The organism is Actinokineospora inagensis DSM 44258 (genome assembly GCF_000482865.1).
Lineage (GTDB): Bacteria > Actinomycetota > Actinomycetes > Mycobacteriales > Pseudonocardiaceae > Actinokineospora > Actinokineospora inagensis.
The window spans coordinates 239,803-261,582 of the sequence record NZ_KI519517.1 but is presented as its reverse complement, the minus strand read 5'-3'; the positions used below and the strand labels follow the sequence as shown (position 1 = coordinate 261,582).

At 70.8% G+C, this 21,780-nt stretch carries 22 protein-coding genes and 1 pseudogene; 17 read left to right on the top strand and 6 right to left on the bottom strand.

What is annotated here, in order from left to right; translation table 11 throughout:
• The first annotated feature begins 38 nt into the window (after positions 1-38).
• The 8 genes from H504_RS0129095 (at position 39) to H504_RS0129060 (ending at position 8,097) form a co-directional block, all read left to right on the top strand.
• On the top strand, positions 39-1,145 hold the full coding sequence (locus H504_RS0129095) for a zinc-binding dehydrogenase (protein ID WP_026425661.1): 1,107 nt from the start codon (positions 39-41) through the stop codon (positions 1,143-1,145).
• Positions 1,146-1,164: 19 nt separating this feature from the next.
• On the top strand, positions 1,165-2,121 hold the full coding sequence (locus H504_RS0129090) for an aldo/keto reductase (protein ID WP_026425660.1): 957 nt from the start codon (positions 1,165-1,167) through the stop codon (positions 2,119-2,121).
• A complete protein-coding gene (locus H504_RS0129085) occupies positions 2,121-3,131 on the top strand; it encodes an alpha/beta hydrolase (RefSeq protein ID WP_051386372.1) in 1,011 nt (336 codons plus the stop codon). The genes H504_RS0129090 and H504_RS0129085 overlap by 1 nt, the downstream gene beginning before the upstream one ends.
• Positions 3,128-4,141: an alpha/beta hydrolase gene (locus H504_RS0129080; RefSeq protein WP_026425658.1), complete on the top strand. Its 1,014-nt coding sequence runs from the start codon at positions 3,128-3,130 to the stop codon at positions 4,139-4,141. Before H504_RS0129085 ends, H504_RS0129080 begins: the two co-directional genes overlap by 4 nt.
• Positions 4,111-5,373, top strand: coding sequence for a multidrug effflux MFS transporter (locus H504_RS0129075; protein WP_245614497.1), 1,263 nt, complete (start codon positions 4,111-4,113; stop codon positions 5,371-5,373). Before H504_RS0129080 ends, H504_RS0129075 begins: the two co-directional genes overlap by 31 nt.
• 953 nt (positions 5,374-6,326) lie before the next feature.
• Positions 6,327-6,635 carry a hypothetical protein gene (locus H504_RS37610; RefSeq protein WP_157440701.1) on the top strand — a complete coding sequence of 103 codons (309 nt, stop codon included), beginning with the start codon at positions 6,327-6,329 and terminating at the stop codon, positions 6,633-6,635.
• Positions 6,635-7,840, top strand: coding sequence for a putative T7SS-secreted protein (locus H504_RS37605; RefSeq protein WP_051386370.1), 1,206 nt, complete (start codon positions 6,635-6,637; stop codon positions 7,838-7,840). Before H504_RS37610 ends, H504_RS37605 begins: the two co-directional genes overlap by 1 nt.
• Positions 7,837-8,097 (top strand): hypothetical protein, encoded by a 261-nt coding sequence (locus H504_RS0129060; RefSeq protein ID WP_026425656.1) that lies wholly within the window; start codon positions 7,837-7,839, stop codon positions 8,095-8,097. The genes H504_RS37605 and H504_RS0129060 overlap by 4 nt, the downstream gene beginning before the upstream one ends.
• On the opposite strand, the gene H504_RS0129055 is transcribed toward H504_RS0129060, so the two are convergent.
• Positions 8,094-8,726 carry a hypothetical protein gene (locus tag H504_RS0129055; protein WP_051386369.1) on the bottom strand — a complete coding sequence of 211 codons (633 nt, stop codon included), beginning with the start codon at positions 8,724-8,726 and terminating at the stop codon, positions 8,094-8,096. The genes H504_RS0129060 and H504_RS0129055 overlap by 4 nt on opposite strands.
• Before the next feature lie 77 nt (positions 8,727-8,803).
• On the opposite strand from H504_RS0129055, the gene H504_RS0129050 reads away from it, so the two are divergent.
• From H504_RS0129050 to H504_RS43730, 5 genes and pseudogenes are all read left to right on the top strand, one after another.
• Positions 8,804-9,370 (top strand): TetR/AcrR family transcriptional regulator, encoded by a 567-nt coding sequence (locus H504_RS0129050; protein ID WP_026425654.1) that lies wholly within the window; start codon positions 8,804-8,806, stop codon positions 9,368-9,370.
• Positions 9,371-9,486: 116 nt separating this feature from the next.
• Positions 9,487-10,668, top strand: a complete 1,182-nt coding sequence (locus H504_RS0129045; protein WP_051386368.1) for an ROK family protein — start codon at positions 9,487-9,489, stop codon at positions 10,666-10,668.
• A 103-nt stretch (positions 10,669-10,771) separates the two neighbouring features.
• On the top strand, positions 10,772-12,106 hold the full coding sequence (locus tag H504_RS0129040; protein WP_026425652.1) for an LLM class flavin-dependent oxidoreductase: 1,335 nt from the start codon (positions 10,772-10,774) through the stop codon (positions 12,104-12,106).
• A 408-nt stretch (positions 12,107-12,514) separates the two neighbouring features.
• Positions 12,515-12,663 (top strand): annotated as a pseudogene (locus H504_RS40615) (ABC transporter ATP-binding protein); the annotation flags it as partial.
• Positions 12,664-12,698: 35 nt separating this feature from the next.
• The gene (locus tag H504_RS43730; RefSeq protein ID WP_281173676.1) at positions 12,699-12,821 is read left to right on the top strand and encodes a hypothetical protein; all 123 of its coding nucleotides are present in this window, start codon (positions 12,699-12,701) and stop codon (positions 12,819-12,821) included.
• Here the strand turns inward: H504_RS43730 and lexA are convergent.
• On the bottom strand, positions 12,818-13,456 hold the full coding sequence (gene lexA, locus H504_RS0129030) for a transcriptional repressor LexA (RefSeq protein WP_026425651.1): 639 nt from the start codon (positions 13,454-13,456) through the stop codon (positions 12,818-12,820). The genes H504_RS43730 and lexA overlap by 4 nt on opposite strands.
• A gap of 206 nt (positions 13,457-13,662) precedes the next feature.
• Between lexA and H504_RS39110 the strand changes: the two genes are divergently transcribed.
• Positions 13,663-14,898 (top strand): serine/threonine-protein kinase, encoded by a 1,236-nt coding sequence (locus H504_RS39110; protein WP_157440699.1) that lies wholly within the window; start codon positions 13,663-13,665, stop codon positions 14,896-14,898.
• A 1-nt stretch (position 14,899) separates the two neighbouring features.
• On the opposite strand, the gene H504_RS0129020 is transcribed toward H504_RS39110, so the two are convergent.
• Positions 14,900-15,976 (bottom strand): DmpA family aminopeptidase, encoded by a 1,077-nt coding sequence (locus H504_RS0129020; protein ID WP_026425650.1) that lies wholly within the window; start codon positions 15,974-15,976, stop codon positions 14,900-14,902.
• A 1-nt stretch (position 15,977) separates the two neighbouring features.
• Positions 15,978-16,583, bottom strand: a complete 606-nt coding sequence (locus tag H504_RS0129015) for a TetR/AcrR family transcriptional regulator (RefSeq protein ID WP_026425649.1) — start codon at positions 16,581-16,583, stop codon at positions 15,978-15,980.
• 138 nt (positions 16,584-16,721) lie between these two features.
• Between H504_RS0129015 and H504_RS0129010 the strand changes: the two genes are divergently transcribed.
• A complete protein-coding gene (locus tag H504_RS0129010) occupies positions 16,722-18,143 on the top strand; it encodes an APC family permease (RefSeq protein WP_051386366.1) in 1,422 nt (473 codons plus the stop codon).
• Positions 18,144-18,193: 50 nt separating this feature from the next.
• Here H504_RS0129010 and H504_RS0129005 read toward each other — a convergent pair whose 3' ends face one another.
• Complete coding sequence (locus tag H504_RS0129005) at positions 18,194-18,964, bottom strand: ABC-2 transporter permease (protein ID WP_026425647.1); 771 nt, start codon at positions 18,962-18,964, stop codon at positions 18,194-18,196.
• Entirely contained in the window at positions 18,961-19,875 is a 915-nt protein-coding gene (locus H504_RS0129000) for an ATP-binding cassette domain-containing protein (protein ID WP_026425646.1), read from the bottom strand. The genes H504_RS0129005 and H504_RS0129000 overlap by 4 nt, the downstream gene beginning before the upstream one ends.
• A 147-nt stretch (positions 19,876-20,022) precedes the next feature.
• Between H504_RS0129000 and H504_RS0128995 the strand changes: the two genes are divergently transcribed.
• Positions 20,023-21,144: a sensor histidine kinase gene (locus H504_RS0128995; protein WP_026425645.1), complete on the top strand. Its 1,122-nt coding sequence runs from the start codon at positions 20,023-20,025 to the stop codon at positions 21,142-21,144.
• Positions 21,141-21,776 carry a response regulator gene (locus tag H504_RS0128990; RefSeq protein ID WP_026425644.1) on the top strand — a complete coding sequence of 212 codons (636 nt, stop codon included), beginning with the start codon at positions 21,141-21,143 and terminating at the stop codon, positions 21,774-21,776. Before H504_RS0128995 ends, H504_RS0128990 begins: the two co-directional genes overlap by 4 nt.
• Positions 21,777-21,780 lie beyond the last annotated feature (4 nt).

Below are 21,780 nucleotides of genomic sequence, written 5' to 3'. Positions count from 1 at the left end.
ATGAGATCCGCATCACCGCTCGCCACGGAAGGACCCCGATGACCGTCCCGACCTCCACCCGCGCGGCGGTGCTCACCGAGCACGGGCAGCCGCTGGACCTGACCGAACTCCCGCTGCCCACCGAGATCGAGCCCGGTGCCGCGCTGGTGCACGTCTCGACCGCCACCCTGTGCGGCACCGACGTGGAGATCTGGTCCGGGAAGATGAGCTTCCCGGGCATGCTGCCGATGGTGCTCGGCCACGAGATGGTCGGCGAGGTCGTCGCCGTCGGCGCGGGCACCAAGGACGCGCTGGGCCGCGACATCCAGGTCGGCGCCCGCATCGGCTGGTCGGAGTCGACCTGCGGCGAGTGCTACGGCTGCGTCGTGCTGCGCGAGCCGGTGGCCTGTTCCAAGCGCGGCTACGGCTTCCTGCAGCGCTCCGACGTTCCCCCGTACGCCACCGCGGGCCTGTGCGAGTACGCCTATGTGGTGCCCCGCGCGGCGAAGCTGCTGCTGGCCGAAGAGGTACCGAGCACCTGGGCCGCGATGGCGGGCTGCGCGGCCAAGACCGTGCTGCGCGCGTTCTCCTACGTCGGTGGACTCACCGGCAAGCAGGTCGTGGTGCAGGGCTCCGGCGCGCTGGGCATCTTCGCCACCGCCGTCGCGCACATCTCCGGCGCGGCCAAGGTGATCACCGTCGGGGCGCCGGAGTCCCGGCTGACCCTGGCAGGCGAGTTCGGCGCGGACGCCACCGTGGACATCGCGGCGGGCTCCGAGGGGATCATCGAGCGGGTCCAGGAGCTCACCGGCGGCCGCGGCGCCGACCTGGTGCTCGACTTCGCCGGCGCGCCGTCGGTCGGCCCCGAGGCGGTCGCCATGGCCGCCCAGCGCGGCCAGGTCGTCATCGTCGGCTCCACCGGCCCGGTCGGCGCCCCGCTGCCGCTGGGCATGGTGATGGGCAAGGAGCTGACCATCTCCGGCTCGCTCAACGGCGACATCTCCGACTACCACCAGGCGATCGAGTTCTTCCGCGCCTTCGGCACCCGGATGCCCTGGGACGACCTGTTCGGCACCCCGGTCGGCCTGTCCGGCGCCTCCGAGCGGATCGCCGCGATGCACCGCCTGGACGAGGTCAAGGCCGTCATCGACCCCCGTCTCGCCTGATCCCCCTGTAGGAGGCCCCGTGTCCCCCCTGCCCCGCCGCCGGGTCGGCACGTCCGACCTGGACGTCTCGCTGCTCTCGCTCGGCTCCTGGCACACCTACGACCGGATGGACTTCGCCGACGCGGTCACCATGATCCGCACGGCGGTGGCCGCCGGGGTCAACCTGTTCGACGTCGGGGTCTACAGCATCCCCGGCATGACGCCGGTGTTCACCGACGTCATCTGGGGCGCGGTGATGCGCGCGTCGGGCATCCCGCGCGAGGAGTACCTGGTCTCGGCGAAGCTGTGGCTGGAGGGCTTCGGCGAGCACGGGTTCGGCCCGCAACTGGAGAACGCCTTCCTGCGCGGCGGCTTCGAGGTCGCCGACCTGGTCGTCCTCGGTGACATCCGCACCGACGACGTCGTGCTCGAAGACCTGGTCGAGGACCTGGCCAACCTCACCGCTGCGGGCCGCATCCGGGCCTACGGGGTCAACAACTGGTCGGCCGCCAACATCCGGCGGATGCGCGAGATCGCCGCCGAGCGTGGTGTGCCCGGCCCGCAACTGGCCCAGCTCAAGTACAGCGTCGGCCGCCGGTCCATCCCGGACGGCGAGCCGTTCGCCGCGCTGTTCGCCGACGGGTTCAGCATGCAGTCCTCCGACGTGCTGGAGGGCGGCATCCTGGCCGGGAGCAGCGGCGAGACCCGCGAGCTCGGCCGTGACCCCGGCGGCGTGCGCGAGGCCGTCCGGGCCGCCGCCGCAGGCGTCGCTGAGGTCGCCGCGAAGCTCGGCACCAGCCCGGCGCGGCTCGCCGTCGCCTTCACCCTCACCCACCCGGCCAACGTCACCACCCTGTTCGGCGCGACCCGGCTGACCCAGCTCGAGGACAACCTCGCCGCCGTCGACCTGGTCGAGCGGGTCGGCGCCGAGGAGTTGCGCGCGCTGGTCGAGCCGTTCTGGGTCGACCGGGGCATCGTGAACCCCGAGGGGCCGTGATGTCCGTTCCCACCAGCGAGGAGTCCGCAGTGTCCCGTCCCACTCCCGTGCCGTTCGACCCGGAGATCGAGCCCGCGCTCGAGTACCTGGTGCCCAAGGACGCGCCGCCGTTCACCCCCGAGACCATCCCCGGTGCCCGGCAGGCGATGGCCGCGATGTTCCCGCCCGCGTCCGTGCAGGTCGGCGACGCGCCGGTCGACGTGGTCGAGCGCAGCATCCCCGGTCCCGCGGGCGCGCCGGACCTGGAGATCACGATCATCTCCCCGCGCGGCCTGACCGCGCCGGTGCCCGGCCTGTACAACATCCACGGCGGCGGCATGATGGTCGGCCACCGCAACATGGACGTCGGTCGGCTGCTGGCCCTGGTGCTGGAGCTGGGCGTGGTCGCGGTCAACGTCGAGTACCGGCTCGCCCCGGAGCACCCGGACCCGGCGCCGGTCGAGGACTGCTACGCCGGTCTGGTGTGGATGTCCGAGCACGCCGCCGAGCTCAACGTGGACCCGAGCCGGATCGTGGTCATGGGCGGCAGCGCCGGTGGCGGCCTGTCCGCCGGGGTCGCGCTGCTGGCCCGCGACCGCGGCGGCCCCGCCCTGGCCGGGCAGTTGCTGCTGTGCCCGATGATCGACGACACGAACACGACGGTCGGCAGCCACCAGTACGCGGGCATCGGCACCTGGACCCGCGAGGCGAACCTGGCGGGCTGGCGGTCGCTGCTCGGCGACAAGGTCGGCACCGACGATGTCTCCATCTACGCCGCGCCCACCCGGGCCAAGGACCTGGCCAACCTGCCGCCCGCGTTCATCGAGGTGGGCAGCGCCGAGCCGTTCCGCGACGAGGACACCCAGTACGCCCTGGGCATCTGGGCCACCGGCGGGCAGGCCGAACTGCACGTGTGGAGCGGCGCGTTCCACGGGTTCGACATGTACGTGCCGGAGTGGCACATCAGCCAGGCCGCGCTGGCCACCCGCACCTCGTGGTTCCGCCGGGTGCTCGGATTGGGGAACGCATGACCGAGCCGTACCGCGCCGCGGGTTACGTGGCGGGCCAGTACCCGCCGGTGCCCTACGACCCGCAGTTGGAAGCCGGGCTCGCCGGGTTCCTGGACATGGTCGAGCGGATCCCGCTGCGCAAGGACACCATCCTGGTCAACCGGGACCACTTCGCCACCATCATCCCGCCGGTCGAGGTGATGATCGGCGACCTGCCGGTCACCGTCGAGGACCGCACCGTGCCGGGCCCCGAGGGCGCCCCGGAGATCATCCTGACCATCGTCAAGCCGCGCGACGTGGACCTGGTGGACGCCCCCGGCTTCTACTGCATCCACGGCGGCGGGATGGTGCTGGGCAACCGGTACTTCGGCATCGCCGGGCTGGTCGGCGACGTGCTGCGGTACAACGCGGTCGGCGTGTCGGTGGAGTACCGACTGGCCCCGGAGCACCCGGCGCCCGCCGCCGTCGAGGACTGCTACGCCGGTCTGGTGTGGATGTCCGAGCACGCCGCCGAGCTCGGCCTGGACCCGACGAAGATCATCGTCACCGGGGCGAGCGCGGGCGGCGGCCTGTCCGCCGGTGTGTCGCTGCTGGCCCGCGACCGCGGCGGCCCGCACATCGCCGGGCAGATGCTGATGTGCCCGATGCTCGACGACCGCAACACCTCGGTGTCCACCCGCCAGTACGACCTGCGCGGCGCCTGGGACCGCAACAACAACGACTGCGCCTGGGACGCCATCCTCGGCGAGTCGCGCGGCACCGACCAGGTCGGCCCGTACCAGGTCCCGGCCAGGATGACCGACCTGTCCAACCTGCCACCCGCGTTCATCGACGTCGGCGCCGCGGAGATCTTCCGGGACGAGGCGACCGAGTACGCGCTGCGCATCTGGGCCACCGGCGGCCAGGCCGAACTGCACGTCTGGGCGGGCGGCTACCACGGTTTCGCGGGCTTCTCCCCCGACGCCGAGGTGTCCAGGTCCGCCGAAGCCACCCGGTTGTCGTGGCTGCGGCGGATCCTGCCGGACACGTGAGCCTGCGCCGGGTCGCCATCGTCCTGGGCCTGCTGGAGATGTTCGGCCCGATCTCGATGGACCTGTACATGCCCGCGCTGCCCCGGCTGGCGACCGATCTCGGCACCAGCCAGAGCTTGGCCCAGGCGACCATGTCGGCCTGCATGCTCGGCTTGGCGCTGGGTCAACTGGTGGTGGGGCCGCTCAGCGACCGGTACGGGCGGCGCACGCCGCTGCTGATCGGGGTGGGCATGTTCGCCGTGCTCTCCCTGGTCTGCGCGGTCACACCGTCGGTCGAACTGTTGCTGGCGGCCCGGTTCTTCCAGGGCCTGTCCGGTTCGGCCGGGATCGTGATCTGCCTCGCGGTGGCCCGCGACCTGGCCGAGGGCGTGGAACTGGTCCGGCTGCTGGCGATGCTGACCACGGTCGGGGCGCTCGCCCCGATCGTGGCCCCGGTCGTCGGCGGCCAGTTGGCCGCCGTGATCGGCTGGCGCGGCATCTTCGCCGTCCTCGCCGCCATCGGCGCCGGACTGTTCGTGCTCGCGATGACATCGCTGCCGGAAAGCCTGCCCCCATCAGCCCGACACACCAGCGGCGGCGGCACGGGCCAGTTCCGGGCGGTCCTGCGCGACCGGCTGTTCCTGAGCTTCCTCGTCGTCGGCGCGTTCGGCGGGGTCGCCTTCTTCACCTACCTCGCGTCGATCAGCTTCGTCCTGCAGGACAGCTTCGGCCTGTCCCCCCAGTGGTTCAGCGTCTGCTTCGCCGCGAACGCCGTGATGTCGGTGGTCGGCGCCCAAATCAACCGCGTCGTGGTCCGCCGGGTCGGGCCTGCCCGGATGTACACGGTCGGCACAGTGATCACCGCGTCAGCCGCCGTGGCGATGTGCGTGTCGGTGCTGTTCCACGCCGGACTGGTAGTCCTGCTGATCGCGTTGGCCCTGCAAATGCTGGTGGGCGGCGGAACCCAGTCCAACGGCTCCGCCCTCGCCCTGGCCGACCACGGCGAACGAGCGGGCACAGCGGCGGCCCTGCTGGGAACGTCTTCGTTCGCGGTCGGCCCCATCGTGGCGCCGCTGGTGTCGTTGAGCGGAACCAGCCCACTGTCGATGAGCCTGACCATGGCGGTGGCCTACGGCTGCGCGGCGGTGCTGGTCTGCGTCGCCGTCGTTCCTCGACTCCGCCGACGTCCGGTTGAGCCGGTGGTGGCGGCGATCGAGGCTGAGGTGGAGGTCGTCCCGCCGGGAGCCCTGTAACCCCTTACCGCCCCGCCCATAGGGTCCTGGCAAAGTCTGGCCCCGCCCTCCGGCGCTCGCCGCCCCGACAGCTGCGGCGGGGAGCCCGGTCGACCACCCCCAACCACCGCCTCTTACCGCCACCCCACCGGGCGCAGCCCGGCCCCCACCCTTCCCGGGGGGCGTCCCCGAGGGCAGTCTACCGGTGCTGAAGCAAAATCGGTGGGGTCACGCAAGGTCTGTGGATAACTTCGGGCTATGGGCGTGGGGCGGCGAGTGGCGTTCTGACGTGCCGAGTCGTTGGCGGTTGCAGGCGTGGCGATGCTGAACCCGACGCCGCGACCGGCGGAGCTGGGTGACCGATGGGCGAGGTCGCCATGGATATCAGGGGGCTCGCGGAATACCCGTGTCGACGTGGCGGTCGCGGTTTGTCGGCGATCGACTGGAGACTCTCGGACGTGCCTCGGCGGCACCTGATCACCGACGACGAGATGGGCTCGAACCGCATTCGGTCGAGACCCGGACGCTGTCCCCCGACCAGCAGTACCCAGTGGAGCACTGGTGCGGCGAGTTGCCACCCGCGCGCCGCAACGTCACCGGACTCGAGACCGACGACCGTCGCTGGATCAATGACTGGACCAAGGACCTGCGGACCAGACCTCCGCCGCCCGATGCGAACACATTGGTGCCGCATCGAGCAACGTGGGATGGAGCGGTGCACCACCGGGTGCCGATGCGGGCGTGACGGTCGCCGTCGATGAAGGCGGAGACGCGCGGGGTGTATCGACAGCGCGGTCAAGTCGAGGGTATCGCTGGACACGGTTGGCGATTTGGTCCCATTTGACAGGTTCCCGATCCGCTTATCGGGTGGCGTGGTGCCGTTTCCGGGGGGTGTGTGACGCCCGTTGCAGTACAAGGTACGTGTCGCGGTTCGAGGCGCGGCCTTTGTCCGGCGCGGATGTCGAGAGGTGATGGTGACCGGGTTCCGAGTTGACCTCGGCGCATTGACGAGCGCGTCCCAGGGGATTGACGGCGTGTTGTACGACGTGGCCAACAACAGGGTGGGTGGCATCAAGGTCGACACATCGGTCGCGGGTCACGAGCGTTTGGCCGAGTCGGTGGCGGAGTTCTGCGATCGGTGGGATCGGGGTGTGGGCAACCTGGCAGAGGACGGTCGGGCGGTGGCTGATCGCCTGCGGGCCAGTGTCGCCGCGTATGTCGAGGTCGAACACGCCACCGCGGGAGTGTTCGATTCTCCTGGTCCGGATCCAGCGGGGAATTGATGACCGAACTGGGTCAGACAAACGATCCGGCTGTGCTCATCCCGGGCAACCCGGATTCTCTCACCTTGTCGGTGGACCTGCTCATGTCCTATGGGGACATGCTGGGCGAGGCTGGTGCCGGTTTGGCGCGCATCGACACCGCGGATGGGTGGAGCGGTCCGGCTGCGGATGGTTTCCGACAGGCGTTCGAAGGTCAGCCGGGCAAGTGGACGGAAGCCGGTGATTGCTTCCACTCGGCCGCCACGGCGGTGGACCACTACGTCGCCACGCTGATCTGGGCGCAGGGCCAAGCGGCCGAGGCCATCCGCGAGTGGGACCAAGGCCAAGCCGCAACCAACCAGGCACGGGCCGACCACGACCGGGCGGTGCGGCAAGCCCAGTCGCAGGCCGCTGCCACCGGCTCCGTGCTGTCTGACGTCCCGTTCGTCGATCCCGGCGAAGCGCGACGACAGACAGCCCGCGAGATGCTGGGTCATGCTCGGCAACAACTCGCCGAAGCCGGTAACACCGCTGCCGACATCGTGGACAGGGTGCGTGAGAAGGCCCCGCCCAAACCCAGTTGGCTCTCGGAGTTGGGGTCGGACATCGAGGACGTGGCCGGTGATGTCTGGCACGGCATCAAGGACGTCAGCGCCCACGTGGTCAACGGTGTCGCCTCGTTCGGCAACGCCATCGTCCACCATCCCGGCGAGGTGTTCACCGCAGCCGCCGGGATGGGCCTGACGGCGATCAGCGCGGTGGGCGAGGGAGGCGGCCTGCTGCTCGACGCCACCGGTGTCGGCGCGGTGGTCGGCATACCGGTCAACGCGGTGTCCGCGGCGGGTATGGCGACCGGTATCGGCATCACCACCGCATCGATGGCCGCGTTGGCGATCCAGGCGGGCGGCGATGATCACGTCGAACCCGTGCAGCCGGACAACGGCGGTGGGTCGGGTGGTGGGGAACCCTCGTTCGAGGCTCCGAAAGAGATCACCGGCCGCACCGAGCACGGTGAACAACAGATCCAGTCACGCGATGGCCACGGCGTCAACGACGAGGCGGTGGTCGACGCCGTAGCCAACCCGACCAAGCCGCCCCGCTACATTCCCGACAAGTACGGTGGCACCTACCGATACGTCGGCCAGAATGCCACCGTCAACTTGAACAAGGCAGGCCAAGTGGTCACGGCGTGGGCACGCAACAGCGCGGGATGGAGAAGCCCATGAGCGTCATCGACGAGATGCCTGAGCCGCACCGCGCCGTCTTTGTCGCGGTGCTGCAGCACCGCGATCCAGCACTTTTGGCGACCCTCCGAGCCAGTACCACGCCGACGGTCGAAGACTGGGAGACCGTGGAGGAAACCTTCATCGATGCGTTGAGTGAGCACTACGGACCTGGGCATGAGCCGGACGAGATGGGCAAGCGGATTGACAACGCGCTCGGCGCGTTCATGACCCGGTGGCCAAACGACTCGCTGCGTTAGAACGGGTATTCGGCGTAGGTTTCGCCTGCGAAGAGGTGGGTGTGGTGGCGGACGCGGGGGCGGTAGACGGGGTTGTTCTCGATGGCGGTGTAGGTGTCGAAGTCGAAGGTGAGCAGGCCTGCGGCCTCGGCGACGTAGACGTCGAAGCCGGGGAACATGATTCCGACGAAGGGCATGTCGTCGACGTCGATTGCCACGATCGGGTACTCCCCGGCCGAGTCGGGTTCGGTGACGACCAGGACGCGGCGGGAGTCGGAGCCGCCGGGGAGTAGGAAGCACTCCGGGAGGGCGATCGGGGCGTAGCACTCGCCCCACGGTTGGCCCAGTTCCGCGGTGACGATGGCGTCGAGGGGGCGTGGGGCCAGGGCGCCGGTGTCGGTGAACCAGTGGTGCCGCGCGAACAGGGTGGTGTCGAACGCGAGCCAGGCGCGCAGGCTGGGGGTCAGCGGGCGGCCGGACGGGAAACGCAGGGATGCCAGCACGTCCGGCGCCATCGGGGTGGGCGCCCCGTCCACCCACGACACGCTCGGGTAGTCGAACATCGGGCGGGTCGGGTCTTGGCGGACCACGTCGAGGACCCGCTCGGTCAACTCGGCGCCGTGTGCCGCGTCCTGGATCAGCTCAGCCATGGCGGCAAGCTAACATGGTCCACTGACGGTCCACGGCGGATCATCGACAGGAGATCTTCTCCGCTAGGCTGGCGGTCATGGCCGATCCCGCCGCCCGACGGCGCAAACCCGCCGACGCCCGCGCGACCCACAAGCGCATCCTGAAGGTCGCCGACGCCGCGTTCGCCGAGCACGGCACCGGTGCCTCCCTCAACGAGATCGCCCAGCGCGCGAAGGTCGGCGCGGGCACCCTCTACCGCCACTTCCCGAACCGCGAGGCCCTGGTCGCCGGGCTTCTCGCCGACCGGGTCGCCACTTTGGCCACCCAGGCGCGGAAACTCGCGAAGTCCGCCGACGCGGGTACCGCCCTCGTCGAGTGGCTGCACACCTTCGTCGACCGGGTCGCCGTCTACCGCGGCGCGTCAGCGTCCATTGTGGACAGCGCGCTCGACCCGGTTCCCGGACCGGTCGCGGAAATGCGAACCGAACTGGCCGGATTGCTGAAAAGCGCGCAAGAACAGGGATCGGTGCGCGCAGAATTGACCGCGGACGACGTGCTGTTGTTGGCAGGCGGAATCACCTGGGTCGCCGAACGAACACTCCGGGAATCGAGGAACACCGCACGGCTCATCGACGCGGTGACCGTGGGGCTGCGCACGCACTGAACAGGCCACTGTGGACACTCGACTCCGGTGCGGAAACCAGTAGGCCCGCCCGCGCAAGTCTTCCCGCGCTGTGGAACGACCTCCGGAACCGACACGGCCGTGCGACGATCGAAGACGTGTCGGCGGTCCTGGGGGAAGGTGACGACCGGTTCGCGGCCAGTACGGCCGCGTTGTTGCGCGCGGCAGTGCGGCACGGACCGCTGTCCAGACGGGCGTTGGCGCGGCTGGTGGGGATGAGCGGCGCCGCGGTGACCAGGCACAGTTCACTGCTGCTGGACAGCGGGTTGCTGCGGGAAACCGCGGTCCGGCCGGAAAGGCGGGTCGGTCGCCCACACGTGCCGTTGGCGGTGAACCCGGAGGCGTGCGAGGTCATCGGGATCCACCTGGCGCACGAGTTCGGCACGGTGGGTGTCGTGGACCTGTGTGGACGGGTGGTGCGGCAACGGCGGGTGCCCTACCAGGGAGAAGACCCGGTCTCGATGGTCGGCAAGATCGCCGAAGCCGCGGCGGAATGGGTGGACCCGGAGCGCACGCGCGCGGTCGGGGTCGCCACCGGCGGCTGGGTGGACGCGGACGCCGGGGTGTTGGTCGAGCACCCGTCATTGGGGTGGCGGGCGGTGCCGGTGCGCGATGTCGTGGCCGGACAGGTGCCGTTGCCGGTTTACGTCGACAACCACACCAGAGGGCTCATGCACGCCGAGGAACTGTTCGGAACCGTCGATCCGGACGAGTCCGTGCTGTACCTCTTCGTCGGCAATGTCGTTGACGCGGCGGTCCGAACCGGCCGGGAAGTGCACCGGGGGCGACGTTCGGGCGCGGGTGTCGTGGCGCATTTACCGGTCGGCGATCCGGACATCCGTTGCGCGAGCGGTCATTTCAGTTGTTTCGAGGCGACGGTATCCGATCAGGCATGGGCGCACCGGGTCGCCGCGACACCGTTCTGGGAACTGCTGCGGACGGCGACCGAGGGAGACGAAGCCGCGCGAACCCTGTTCATCGAACGGGGACACGTCGTCGGACGGGCGGCGGCGTTGTTGTACGACATCGTGAACCCGGATGTGCTGATCGTGGCGGAGCTCGGCGCGGCGGCGATCCCGGAATGCCTGGACGCGATCAGGGCCGAGGTGCGGGACCGGTCGCTGGTGTGCGCCGAGCCCGCGCGGTCGGTGCGCGCGAGCGGGGTCCCCACCACGGACATCCTCGAACTGTCGGCGGCCGGGGTGGCGCTGGGCGAGGTGTACCGGGACCCGGTCGGCGCGCTGGTCGCGGCGGCGTCCCACCGGCTGGGCAGGAATTAATTTCACCGGTCGCAAAGTTGACCGGCCGTGAGCGGCTGAAACAGGATGGTGCCGCGGAAATTGCTCATCCGGTCGAATCCCAGCCCATTCCTGGAGCACAGCCATGTCCGAACGCCCCTTGCACCTCAACGCTTTCCTGATGGGGGTGGGTCACCACGAGGCGGCGTGGCGGCACCCGCGCACCGACCCGGCCCGGCTCGGCGATGTCCGGCACTACCAGGAACTGGCCCGGATCGCCGAGGCGGGCGGGTTCGACTCGGTGTTCCTCGCCGACGGCGTGCAGGTCTGGGGCGATGTCGAACACACGGCGGCGCAGGTGTTCGAGCCGATCACCCTGCTGACCGCGATGGCGGCGGTGACCTCCCGGATCGGCCTGATCGCGACCGCGTCCACCAGCTACAGCGAGCCGTTCAACCTGGCCCGCTGGTTCGCCTCGCTCGACCACATCAGCGGCGGTCGAGCGGGCTGGAACATCGTCACCACCGCGGGCGACCGGGCGGCGCAGAACTTCTCGCTGGGCGCGGCGGCCGACCACGCCGAGCGCTACGAGCGGGCCGACGAGTACCTGCGGGTGGTCACCGCGCTCTGGGATAGCTGGGCCGACGACGCCGTCGTGGTCGACCGGAACAGCGGGCGCTTCGCCGATCCCGACCGGGTTCGCGAGATCGCGCACGCGGGCCGGTTCCACCAGGTCCGCGGCCCGCTGAACACACCCCGCATCCCGCAGGGGCACCCGCTGCTGGTGCAGGCCGGGTCGTCGGCGGACGGGAAGGCGTTCGCGGCGAAGTGGGCGGAGGCGGTGTTCACCGCGCACCAGACCATCGAGTCCGGCCGGGAGTTCTACGCCGACCTCAAAGGCAGGCTGGCCGGACACGGCCGCGGCGTCGACTCGCTCAAGGTGCTGCCCGGCATCGTGCCGATCCTGGGATCGACGGAGGCCGAGGCACGGCGGCTGGCCGACGAACTCGACGAGCTGATCGTGCCCGCCCGCGCGGTGCGCCAACTCTCCGAGATGATCGGCGTCGACCTGATCGGGCACCCGCTGGACCAACCGCTGCCGCCGCTGCCGGAGACCGTCAACGGCGCGCAGAGCCGGTTCGCCCTGGTGCGCGACCTGGCCGAACGCGAACGGCTCACCCTGCGGCAACTGCTGTCCCGGCTGGGCGGCGGCCGCGGTCACCAGGTCGTCACCGGAACCCCGGAACAGATCGCCGACCACATCGAGCTGTGGTTCACCACCGGCGCGGCCGACGGGTTCAACGTGATGGCGCCGCTGCTGCCGTCCGGGCTCACCGAGTTAATCGACACCGTGCTACCGATCCTGCGCTCCCGCGGCCTGTTCCGCGCCGAGTACACCGGCACGACCCTGCGCGACCACTACGGCCTGGCCCGCCCGGCGGACGGGTTCGACTCGCCCCGGCTCGTCCCCGCAGGCTGACTAGGTGGGGACACCAGCGCATCGAGAAGATTCGCCACGCTCGGCAAGCTCCCGGTGAAGACGCTGCTGTCGCTGACCGGCCCACTGGTGGCGGCCCGTTCCTCGCCCTCAGCGGCGTCGCGCTGCGGGCGGGCTGCGGCGGGCGCGCTGCGGGCGGGCTGCGGGAACTGGCGGTTCTCACGGCCTGCGTGTGCTCGTCTCGGCCCACCCTCGCTGTGTGAGTCGCGCTCACAACGTGGTTCGGCACCCCCATGGCGCCGAGTTGTCCACAGCCCCCGGCAGCACCCCCTGTCGATCTTGCCCAGCCGGTAGACTGGCCCCGGGGACGCCCCCCGGGAAGGGTGGGGGCTGGGCCGCGCGCGGGGGCCTTCGGAGGGGTTCGTGGAGCGGTCGTGTGGGAGCCGGGCGCTGCTGGCGGGCCTGGCCCAGCCGACCAACGGGCAGGTGGCGGTGTCCCGGTCGCCGGGTCCGGCCTGGACCGGGGCATCGTGTTCCAGCAGTACGTCCTGTGGCCGTGGCGCACTGGGATCGGGAACGTCGAGTTCGAACTGGAGGCGGTTCCTGCCGCCGTTCAGCGCGGTCGTGGCGGTCGGTGAAGCCGACCCGTTCGATGGATCTGCCCGCGCACCGGGTGTTCCAGAAGGTGGTGCTGCCGACCGTGTCACCGGCATCCGGGGTGTCCGTGCTCGAACGCCGCCCGGACCGGAGCCGCTAGACGCTGCGCAGGACGGAGACGACGATGCCGAGGACGGTGGCGTTGTCCCCGTCCAGCACGGGGTAGTCGTCGTTGCGGGGGTCGAGGAAGACGTGGCCGTTGCTGCGACGGTAGACCTTGACGGTGGCCTCGTCGTCGATCATCGCGGCTACGATTTGTCCGGAGTGCGCCTCGTGCTGCTGGCGCACGACCACGATGTCGCCGTCGCAGATGGCGGCGTCCACCATTGAGTCGCCCCGGACCCGCAGGGCGAACACGGTGCCCCGTCCGGTGAGTTCCTTCGGCAGGTCGAGGACGTCGTCGACCTGTTCCTCGGCGGTGATCGGCGTGCCTGCGGCGATGTGCCCGACCACCGGCACCGAGACCGACGAGCCGTTGCCCGGCGCGGGGCCGAGGAACAGCCGGACGTCGATGGGGCGAGTGACGGAGGTGCCGCGCCGCAGGTAACCCCGGTCTTCCAGGCTCGCCAGGTGCTTGCTCACCGCCGACGACGACCGCAGCCCGACGGCGTCGCCGATCTGCCGGGTGCTGGGCGAGTAGCCGTGCTCCACCACCCAGTCCCGCACCGCCGCCAAGATCTGCTGCTGGCGCACCGGGAGAACGGTGGTGTCTGGGTAGTCGTCGAAGTCGGCCACCGGGAGATCTTATGCAACCCGGTTCTGCCCGCGACCTGGGGTGTCGGCGCTCCCCGGCCCGAACGGCCCGGCGCGGTCGGCGGGCGACGTAGTCCAATCGGGCTAGTGAACCTGCCCGATACACCGTCGGTCCCCTGTGGACAGTAGGACGACGGAGGGTTCGACGGCCGCTGGTATCCGGTGGGCGGACAGGGCATGCTGCTGGAGTGCCAGACGAACGAGGGGTGACGCTGCCCGCGCCCGGGGACCTGCTGGCCGGTCGGTACCGGCTGGCGGAGGTGATCGGGATCGGCGGGATGGCCCAGGTCTACCGGGCACGCGACCGCGCGCTGGACCGGTTCGTGGCGGTCAAGGTGTTCCGGCGCGACTCGGACCTGGCCGACCGCAGGCGCTTCGACGCCGAGGTGCGCATCCTGCGCAGCCTGGACCACCCCGGGCTGGTCCCGATCCACGACAGCGGCATCCACGACACGCACTCGTTCCTGGTGCTGGGCCTGGTCGACGGGCCGACCCTGCGGCACGCGATCGCCGACGGGCCGCTGCCGCTGGAGCGGGTGCGCAGGCTCGGCGCGAACCTGGCCGACGCGCTGGCCTGCGTGCACGGCAACGAGATCGTGCACCGCGACATCAAGCCGTCGAACATCCTGCTGACCCGCGACGACCGGGCGGTGCTGGCGGATTTCGGCCTCGCCCGGCTGCTCGGGTCGCCCCGGTTGACCAGCAGCAGCCGGATGACCGGCACCGCGGCCTACCTGGCGCCGGAACAGGTCGCCGGGGTGGAGGTGGGCTGCCCCGCCGACATCTACGCGCTCGGCCTGGTGCTGCTGGAGTGCCTGAGCGGCAAGCCGGAGTACGAGGGCACCGACATCGAGACCGCCGTCGCCCGACTGCACCGGCCACCCGCCGTGCCCAGGGACCTGCCCGACGACCTGGTGCGGCTGTTCTCCCTGATGACCGCCCTGGCGCCGCGCCGCCGACCCGATGCCGCGGGCTGCGCCCGAGTCCTGCGCGCCGACCAGCGGGTCCGGTCGCGCCGTAAGGTCGCGCCGAGGGTGCTGGTCGTCGCGGGATCGGCGGTGACGGCGCTGACCGCCGGGGTGCTCGCGTGGTCGCTGTCCACCCCGACCACCTCGTCGGACGCGCCCCCGCCGCCCGACACCACCGCGACACCCGGCACACCGGCCGCGCGGCTCCCGGCACCGTCGTCCGCGGACTCGACCCTCGTCGTCCCGCGACACAAACCCGCGACCCGCGACCCGGTCACGTCCACCGCCGCCGCCCCCGTGACGACGACCCCCGCGCAGGCGACCACCGCCCCGGAGGTGGTGGTCAACCTCGACAAGGACACCCAGGACACCACCGACACCACGGTGGCGACCGACCAGGCCAAGAAGATCCCACCCGGACAGGTCAAGAAGACCCACCGCGGACCGGGCCGTTAGTTCACCGGGCGGACTTGACCAGGTCGAGCAGGCGGTCGGTGGGCAGCGCGGGCGAGCGGTGACCGAGGCGGCCGGTCATGGTCTCGGCGGCGACCAGGGCGTTGAGCACGGCCTCCTCCACCGAGTGGACCACGGCGGCGAAGAAGTCGTCCATCCGGTTCCACGGGATGTGCCGGACGGTGTCGTAGCCGGGGTCGCCGTGCGGGAACTCGGACGGCGTGTGCCGGTTGCCGGTGGAGAACGCCAGGAAGATGTCGCCGGAGAAGTGCGAGCCGGTCGTGCCGGTGCGGGCGAGACCGAGCGGGACGCGGCGGGCCAGCGCGGTGCACTGGCCGGGCAGCAGCGGGGCGTCGGTGGCGATGACGGCGATCACCGAGCCCGCGCCGGGCGGGATCAGCCAGTCGGTGTCCTCCATCGGGTTGTCGTCCGCAATGGACTGTCCAACCAGGACACCGGTGACCGTCAGCTCGTGCCGGGAGCCGAAGTTCGCCTGGACGAAAGCGCCGACCGTGTAGGAATCCGAGCCGTATTCGACTACGCGTGAAGACGTTCCGCTGCCGCCCTTGAAGGCGTAGCAGTTCATGCCGGTGCCACCGCCGACCGAACCCTCGGCGACGGGACCACCGGTGGCGGCGTCGATGGCGGCGACGGCGTGCGACGGCTGGATGTGCGGGCCGTTGATGTCGTTGAGGTAGCCGTCCCAGGTCTCGGCGACCACCGGGAGCAGCCACTGCTCGGCGACCTGGGGCTTCTCCCGGACCACCCAGTCGATCACGCCGCGGTGGCACGGGCCGACGGCGTGCGTGTTGGTGATCAGCACCGGGAGCCGGACCAGGCCGATCTCGTCGATGAGCGCGGAGCCGGTCATCTCGCCGTTGCCGTTGAGCGAGTACCGGCCCGCCGCACACGGCAGGTGCACGTCGGCGGGCGGGCGCGGCAGGATCGCGGTGACCCCGGTGCGGACCGCGTCGCCGTCGACGAGGGTCGTGTAGCCGACCTGGACACCGGGGACGTCGGTGATGGCGTTGTGCGGACCGGTGACGCCGGTGAGCCGCAGGCCGAGGTCGCGGGCGCGCATGTCAGGACTCCAGGGGGCAGTTGGTGGCGTCGGCGGCGTAGGCGATCAGCATCGCCTCGGCCTGGGGGGTGGTGAAGGTCGGCACGGCCTGGGTCAGGTGCAGGCCGAGCCCGTCCTCCAGGGCGACCAGGCTGCGCGCGATCGTGGTGGCGTCGCGGGTCAGCCGGAACACGCCGGTGGCCGCGCCGGTCTCCAGGATCGTGGAGTACAGCGCGACCTGCCGCTCGCACAACCGGATGTGCTGGGCGGCGTAGGCCGGGTCGCGGCGGGCGTACGCGCCGAGTTCGTAGATGAGCACGCACAGTTCGTCGTCCTGGCCGGTGGGCAACCCGGCCCGGATGGTGGCGACCAGCCTGCGCCGGAGGTCCGGCTCCTGGCGGGCGGCCTCCTCGCGGTCCACGCAGAACCGCTCGACGGCCTCGGTCTGCACCTGGTAGAGCAGGTCACCGAGGGTCGGGAAGTAGTACAGGACCGATCCGGTGGACATGTCGGCCTGGTCGGCGACGTCGCGCAACCGCAGGTCGAGCACGCCCCGGTCGAGGACGGCCTGCCGCGCGGCGGCGATCAGCTCACCACGCTTGTGGTGCGCCCTGCTGGGTCTCGGCATGCCGGTGATTCTTCAACCGATCATCAAAGAACGCAAGTACTCGGTGCCGTAACACAGATGTTTTGTGGTTCCTTATTGACGTACGCCACATTGAGTTCTTTGATGACCAGTCAAAGAACTCGTTCGAGGAGACCCGCCATGCCGGATCCAGCGCCCTCCCTGCCCACCTCGTCACCCCCCGCCCCCGGCCTGCGCCGGGGCCTGAAAGTGCTCGGCACGCTGCTCATCACGCTGTCGGCGATCTCGCCCGCGTCCTCGGTCTTCATCATCGCCCCCGGTGTGGTGACCCAGGCGGGCAGCGGCGCGTTCTGGAGCTTCGTCATCGCGGCCGTGGTCGGCGTGTTCATGGCGTTCGTCTACGCGGAACTGGCCTCGGCCTACCCGCTCAGCGGCGGCGAGTACGCCATCGTGGCGCGCACCCTGGGCAAGCTGCCCGGCTTCGTGACGCTCGGGCTGCTGATGATCACCCAACTGCTCATCATCGCCGTCATCGCCCTGGGCGTCGGCACCTACCTGTCGGTGCTCATCCCCGGCCTGAACGGCCCGGTCGTCGCCGGCGTCACCACGGCGGCGGCCACCGTGCTGGCGGTGTTCGACATCAAGGTCAACGCCTGGATCACCGGCGTCTTCCTGGCCATCGAGATGGTCGCGCTGGTGATCGTCACCGCCCTCGGCCTGGTCAACCCGGCCCGCGGCATCGGCGACCTGGTCGCCTCCCCGATGGCGGCCACCGGCGACGGCGGGCTGAGCCCCACCTCGTTCGGCATCATCGCCGCGGCCGCGGCGGTCGCGATCTTCTCCTACAACGGCTACGGCTCCGCGGTCTACTTCGGCGAGGAGACCACCAACGCGCACCGCGGCATCGCCCGCGCCATCCTCTGGGCGCTGGGCATCACCGTGCTGGCCGAGCTCATCCCGGTCACCTCGGTCCTCATCGGCGCCCCGTCGCTGACCGACCTGTTCTCCTCGGACAACATGATGAGCTACTTCGTCACCGCTCGCGGCGGGTCCACGCTGAACACCGTCATCAGCCTGGCGATCGCGCTGGCCATCCTGAACGCGGTGCTGGCCATCATCCTCATCACCTCCCGAATGGTCTTCAGCACCGGCCGCGACGCCGCCTGGCCGGGAACGATCAGCCGGGCGCTCGCCGCCATCCACCCGCGCACCAACACCCCGTGGATCGCCACCATCGTCACCGGCATCTTCGGCACGGCCCTGTGCTTCGTGGACGAGCACTTCCTGCTGGTCGTCACCTCAACCTCGATCGTGGCGGTCTACGCGTTCCTGTGCGTCGCCGTGATCAACGGCCGCCGCAACGGCTCAACCCGACACGCCGCCTACCGGATGCCGTGGTTCCCCATCGCCCCGGTGGTGGCCCTGGCCGCCCTCGTGTACGTGATCTGGCAGAACGCGCTCGACCCGGCGGTCGGTCGGCCCAGCCTGCTGACCACCATCGGCATCGCCGTGGTGGCGACCCTGTACTACCTGTTCGTCCTGCGCAGGCGCGGGCAGTGGGAACTGCACGGGTCGGTTGAGGAGCAGGAAGCGACCGCATGACCCGGTGGTGGTGGCCATCCGCCGGTGGCCACCACCGCGGTTCAGGCGGGTCAGACGTCGCGGCGGGTCAAGCACCAGGCCGCGGCGGCGACGGTCACCGCGAGGTAGGTGAGGCAGACCAGCAGCGCGAACCCGGCTGTCGGCCATTCCGGGTCGTGGAACCTGGTCCAGGTCAGGCCCTCGGCGGCCACTCCCGGCGCCCAGTGGGTCAACGCCGTGGAGCCGTTGGCGGAGAAGGCTTTGAGCACTGTCGGCGCGAGGAACAACAGTCCCGTGGTGAGCGCGGTCGCGCCTGCGGTGTGTCGGAGCACGGTGCCGATCGCCGCGCCGAGGACGGCCACGGTGGCGACGTAGAAACCCTGGCCCAGCACCGCGCGCAGGACGTTCGGGTCGCCGAGTCCGGTGTCCAAGTGCTTGCCCGCCAACGCCATCTGGCCCGCGAAGAAGGCCGCGAACGCCAGCACCTCCCCCGCGACCAGGGTGAGCGTGCCGACGACGAGGAGTTTCGCGGCGAGCACCCGGCCGCGCCGGGGTGCGGCGGCGAAGGTGGCCCGGACCGTGCCGGTGCCGTACTCGGCGGTGACGGCCAGGACACCCAGCAGGCCGAAAGCCAACTGCGCCAACTGGAATCCGGAGAAGGTCGAGAACACCGGGTCGAACTCGGCGCGGGCGCGCGGACCCCAACTGTCCCACGCGCTCGCCGCCGAGCGGGCCTGGACCACGGCGATCACGATGGTCGACACCGCTGCCACGGCGAGGACCAATGGCGTCGAGCGCACCGAGCGGAGCTTCGTCCACTCCGCGGCGATCAGGCCGGTCATCGGGTCCCCTCCCGGTCGGCGCGGTACTGGAGTTCGGGATCGGTGATGCGGCGGAAGACCTCTTCGAGCGACGCCGCGCGTGGGGTCAACTCGACCAGTGCGATGCCGTGCGCGGCGGCCACCTCGGCGATCCGGGTCGGGTCGAGCCCGGTCACCACCAAACCCCGGCCGGACTCCGGGGTCACCGTGGCGCCCCCGGCGGTCAGCAGCGCGGCGAGCGGTGAGTCACCCGCGGTGCGGACCAGCACGTCACCGCCGCCGGAGCGGACCAGGTCGGCCATGGCCGCGTCCGAGAGCAGCCTGCCCCGGGCGAGGATCAGCAGGTGGTCGGCGGTCAACTGCATCTCGCTCATCAGGTGGCTGGAGACCAGCACGGTGCGCCCCTCGGCGGCCAGCGACCGGATCAGCCCGCGGATCCAGTGCACCCCGTCCGGGTCGAGGCCGTTGACCGGCTCGTCGAAGATCAGGATCTCCGGGTCGCCGATGAGCGCCGCGGCGATGCCGAGCCGCTGCTTCATCCCGAGCGAGAACCCACCGACCCGCCGGTGTCCCACCTCGGTCAGGCCGGTCAGGCCCAGCACCTCGTCGACCCGGGCCCGCGGGATGTCGTTGGTCTCGGCGAGCCATCGCAGGTGGTCGCGGGCCCGGCGGCCGCCGTGCACGGCGTTCGCGTCGAGCAGCGCGCCGACCCGGCGCAACGGCCGGTCCAACGCCCGGTACGGCCGCCCGTTGACCAGCACCCGGCCGTGGGTCGGCGAGTCCAGGCCGAGGACAAGGCGGATGGTGCTGGACTTGCCCGCGCCGTTGGGCCCGAGGAACCCCGTCACCCGGCCGGGTGGGATGTGGAAGGTCAACCGGTCGACCGCGCGGCGGCGGCCGTAGGTCTTGGTCAACTCATCGGCTTCGATCATGGTGGTGTCCTTTCTGCTGGGGTTCACCGTGCCCGGCGGGGGGCGGGGCCGTCATCGCCGCGCGGGCGGGTACCCACCGGCGTATGCCCGTGGGCATACGACCGGGGAATGATGTGTGCGCTCCGGCCGCTCGGCTACGGTCGGCCGATGGGGATCGACGTGCGCCCACCGCTGCTGCGGCGGCTGCGACCGGGACACTGGTTCGCGCTCGACTGCCTCGCGGCGGTCGCTGTCGTGCTGGCGTGGGGAGGTCCGCTGATCAGCGGGACGGGGCCCACGTCGCGCCTGGTCGGTCTGCTCGGCGCCACGCTCCTCGCCGTACCGCTCGTGCTGCGCCGTCGGCCGTGGTTGGCGTTCGGGCTGGGCGTCCCGGCGTTCGGACTGTCGTTGGCCACGTCGGTGGTGCCGGTGGTGCCGCTCGCGTCGGTGCCGATGGCGTTGGTCGCCTATTCGTTGGCAGCACTGGGTTCCCGTCGGTCCTATGTGGCGCTCGCGGTCGTCCTGGCCGTGGTCGCGGGCGGGGTAGTCTGGAATGGACAGTGGGTGACAGTGCTGCTACCCGGCGCTGTCGTGGTGATCGGTTGGGGTGCGGGGATGTTGCGCGCCCAGTACCGCGTCTACGCGGAAACCCTGGCAGCGCAGGGGGAACGTGAGCGCGCGGCGCTGGTCACCGACGAGCGCCTGCGCATCGCCAGGGAACTGCACGACGTCGTCGCGCACAGCATGAGCGTGATCACCGTTCAAGCCGACATGGGCAGGCTGGTCCTCGACCGCAAGCCCGCCGCGGCGGCGGCCGCCCTCGGCGTCATCGAGACCACCGGCCGCGAAGCGCTGACCGAACTGCGCCGCATGCTGGGCGTGCTGCGCTCCCCCGGATCACTCGAACCGGCCCCCGGCCTCGCCGGGCTGGACGAGCTGGTCGCACGCACGTCCAGCGCGGGGGTCGACGTGGACGTCGTGCTGCACGGCACGCCCCACCCGCTCCCCGCCGGGATCGACGTCTCGGCGTACCGGATCGTGCAGGAAGCCCTGACCAACGTGGTCAAACACGCGGAGACCCAGACCTGCCGAGTCACGATCGCCTACGCGGAAGACGCCGTGCTCCTCACGATCACCGACAACGGCCGCGGCGGCTCACCCGGTCCCGGCGGTCACGGCCTCATCGGAATGCGCGAACGGACGACGCTTTGCGGCGGTGAACTCAGCGCAGGCCCGATACCCGGCGGCTTCGAGGTGGCCGCCCGACTGCCGCACGGGGACCACTCGTGATCCGGGTGCTCATCGCCGACGACCAAGCCCTCATCCGCACCGGCTTCCGCGAGATCGTCAACTCGGCCGACGACCTCACCGTCATCGCCGAGGCCGCCAACGGGGCCGATGCCGTCGAGTTGGCGACCGCCGACCCCCCGGACGTCGTCGTCATGGACATCCGCATGCCCGAACTGGACGGCATCGAGGCCACCCGCCGGATCACCGCCACCCTGCCCGAGGTGCGCGTACTCGTCCTGACCACCTTCGACCTCGACGAGTACGTCTTCGCCGCCCTCCGCGCGGGCGCCAGCGGATTCCTCCTCAAGGACACCCCGTCAACCGACCTCCTCGCCGCCATCCGCGTCGTCGCCGCGGGCGACGCGCTCCTCTCCCCCAGCGTCACCCGCAAACTCATCGCCGCGTACACCAGCCCACCGCGCACGGACCGGCTCACCGCCATCACCCCACGAGAACGCGAAGTGCTCACCCTCATCGCCGCGGGGCTGTCCAACAGCGAGATCGCCCAACGCCTGCACATCACCCCCGGCACCACCAAAGCCCATGTCGCCCACATCATGCTCAAGCTCTCCGCCCGCGACCGCGTCCACCTGGTGATCCTCGCCTACCAGGCCGGGCTCGCCACCGCGTGAGCGC

Excerpts from the sequence above, each read along its gene's own strand:
- H504_RS0129095 (WP_026425661.1), top strand. The coding sequence starts at position 39 with ATGACCGTCCCGACCTCCACCCGCGCGGCGGTGCTCACCGAGCACGGG.
- H504_RS0129085 (WP_051386372.1), top strand. The coding sequence starts at position 2,121 with ATGTCCGTTCCCACCAGCGAGGAGTCCGCAGTGTCCCGTCCCACTCCC.
- H504_RS0129080 (WP_026425658.1), top strand. The coding sequence starts at position 3,128 with ATGACCGAGCCGTACCGCGCCGCGGGTTACGTGGCGGGCCAGTACCCG.
- H504_RS37605 (WP_051386370.1), top strand. The coding sequence starts at position 6,635 with ATGACCGAACTGGGTCAGACAAACGATCCGGCTGTGCTCATCCCGGGC.
- H504_RS0129060 (WP_026425656.1), top strand. The coding sequence starts at position 7,837 with ATGAGCGTCATCGACGAGATGCCTGAGCCGCACCGCGCCGTCTTTGTC.
- H504_RS0129055 (WP_051386369.1), bottom strand. The coding sequence starts at position 8,726 with ATGGCTGAGCTGATCCAGGACGCGGCACACGGCGCCGAGTTGACCGAG.
- H504_RS0129050 (WP_026425654.1), top strand. The coding sequence starts at position 8,804 with ATGGCCGATCCCGCCGCCCGACGGCGCAAACCCGCCGACGCCCGCGCG.
- H504_RS0129040 (WP_026425652.1), top strand. The coding sequence starts at position 10,772 with ATGTCCGAACGCCCCTTGCACCTCAACGCTTTCCTGATGGGGGTGGGT.
- H504_RS0129020 (WP_026425650.1), bottom strand. The coding sequence starts at position 15,976 with ATGCGCGCCCGCGACCTCGGCCTGCGGCTCACCGGCGTCACCGGTCCG.
- H504_RS0129015 (WP_026425649.1), bottom strand. The coding sequence starts at position 16,583 with ATGCCGAGACCCAGCAGGGCGCACCACAAGCGTGGTGAGCTGATCGCC.
- H504_RS0129010 (WP_051386366.1), top strand. The coding sequence starts at position 16,722 with ATGCCGGATCCAGCGCCCTCCCTGCCCACCTCGTCACCCCCCGCCCCC.
- H504_RS0129005 (WP_026425647.1), bottom strand. The coding sequence starts at position 18,964 with ATGACCGGCCTGATCGCCGCGGAGTGGACGAAGCTCCGCTCGGTGCGC.
- H504_RS0129000 (WP_026425646.1), bottom strand. The coding sequence starts at position 19,875 with ATGATCGAAGCCGATGAGTTGACCAAGACCTACGGCCGCCGCCGCGCG.
- H504_RS0128995 (WP_026425645.1), top strand. The coding sequence starts at position 20,023 with ATGGGGATCGACGTGCGCCCACCGCTGCTGCGGCGGCTGCGACCGGGA.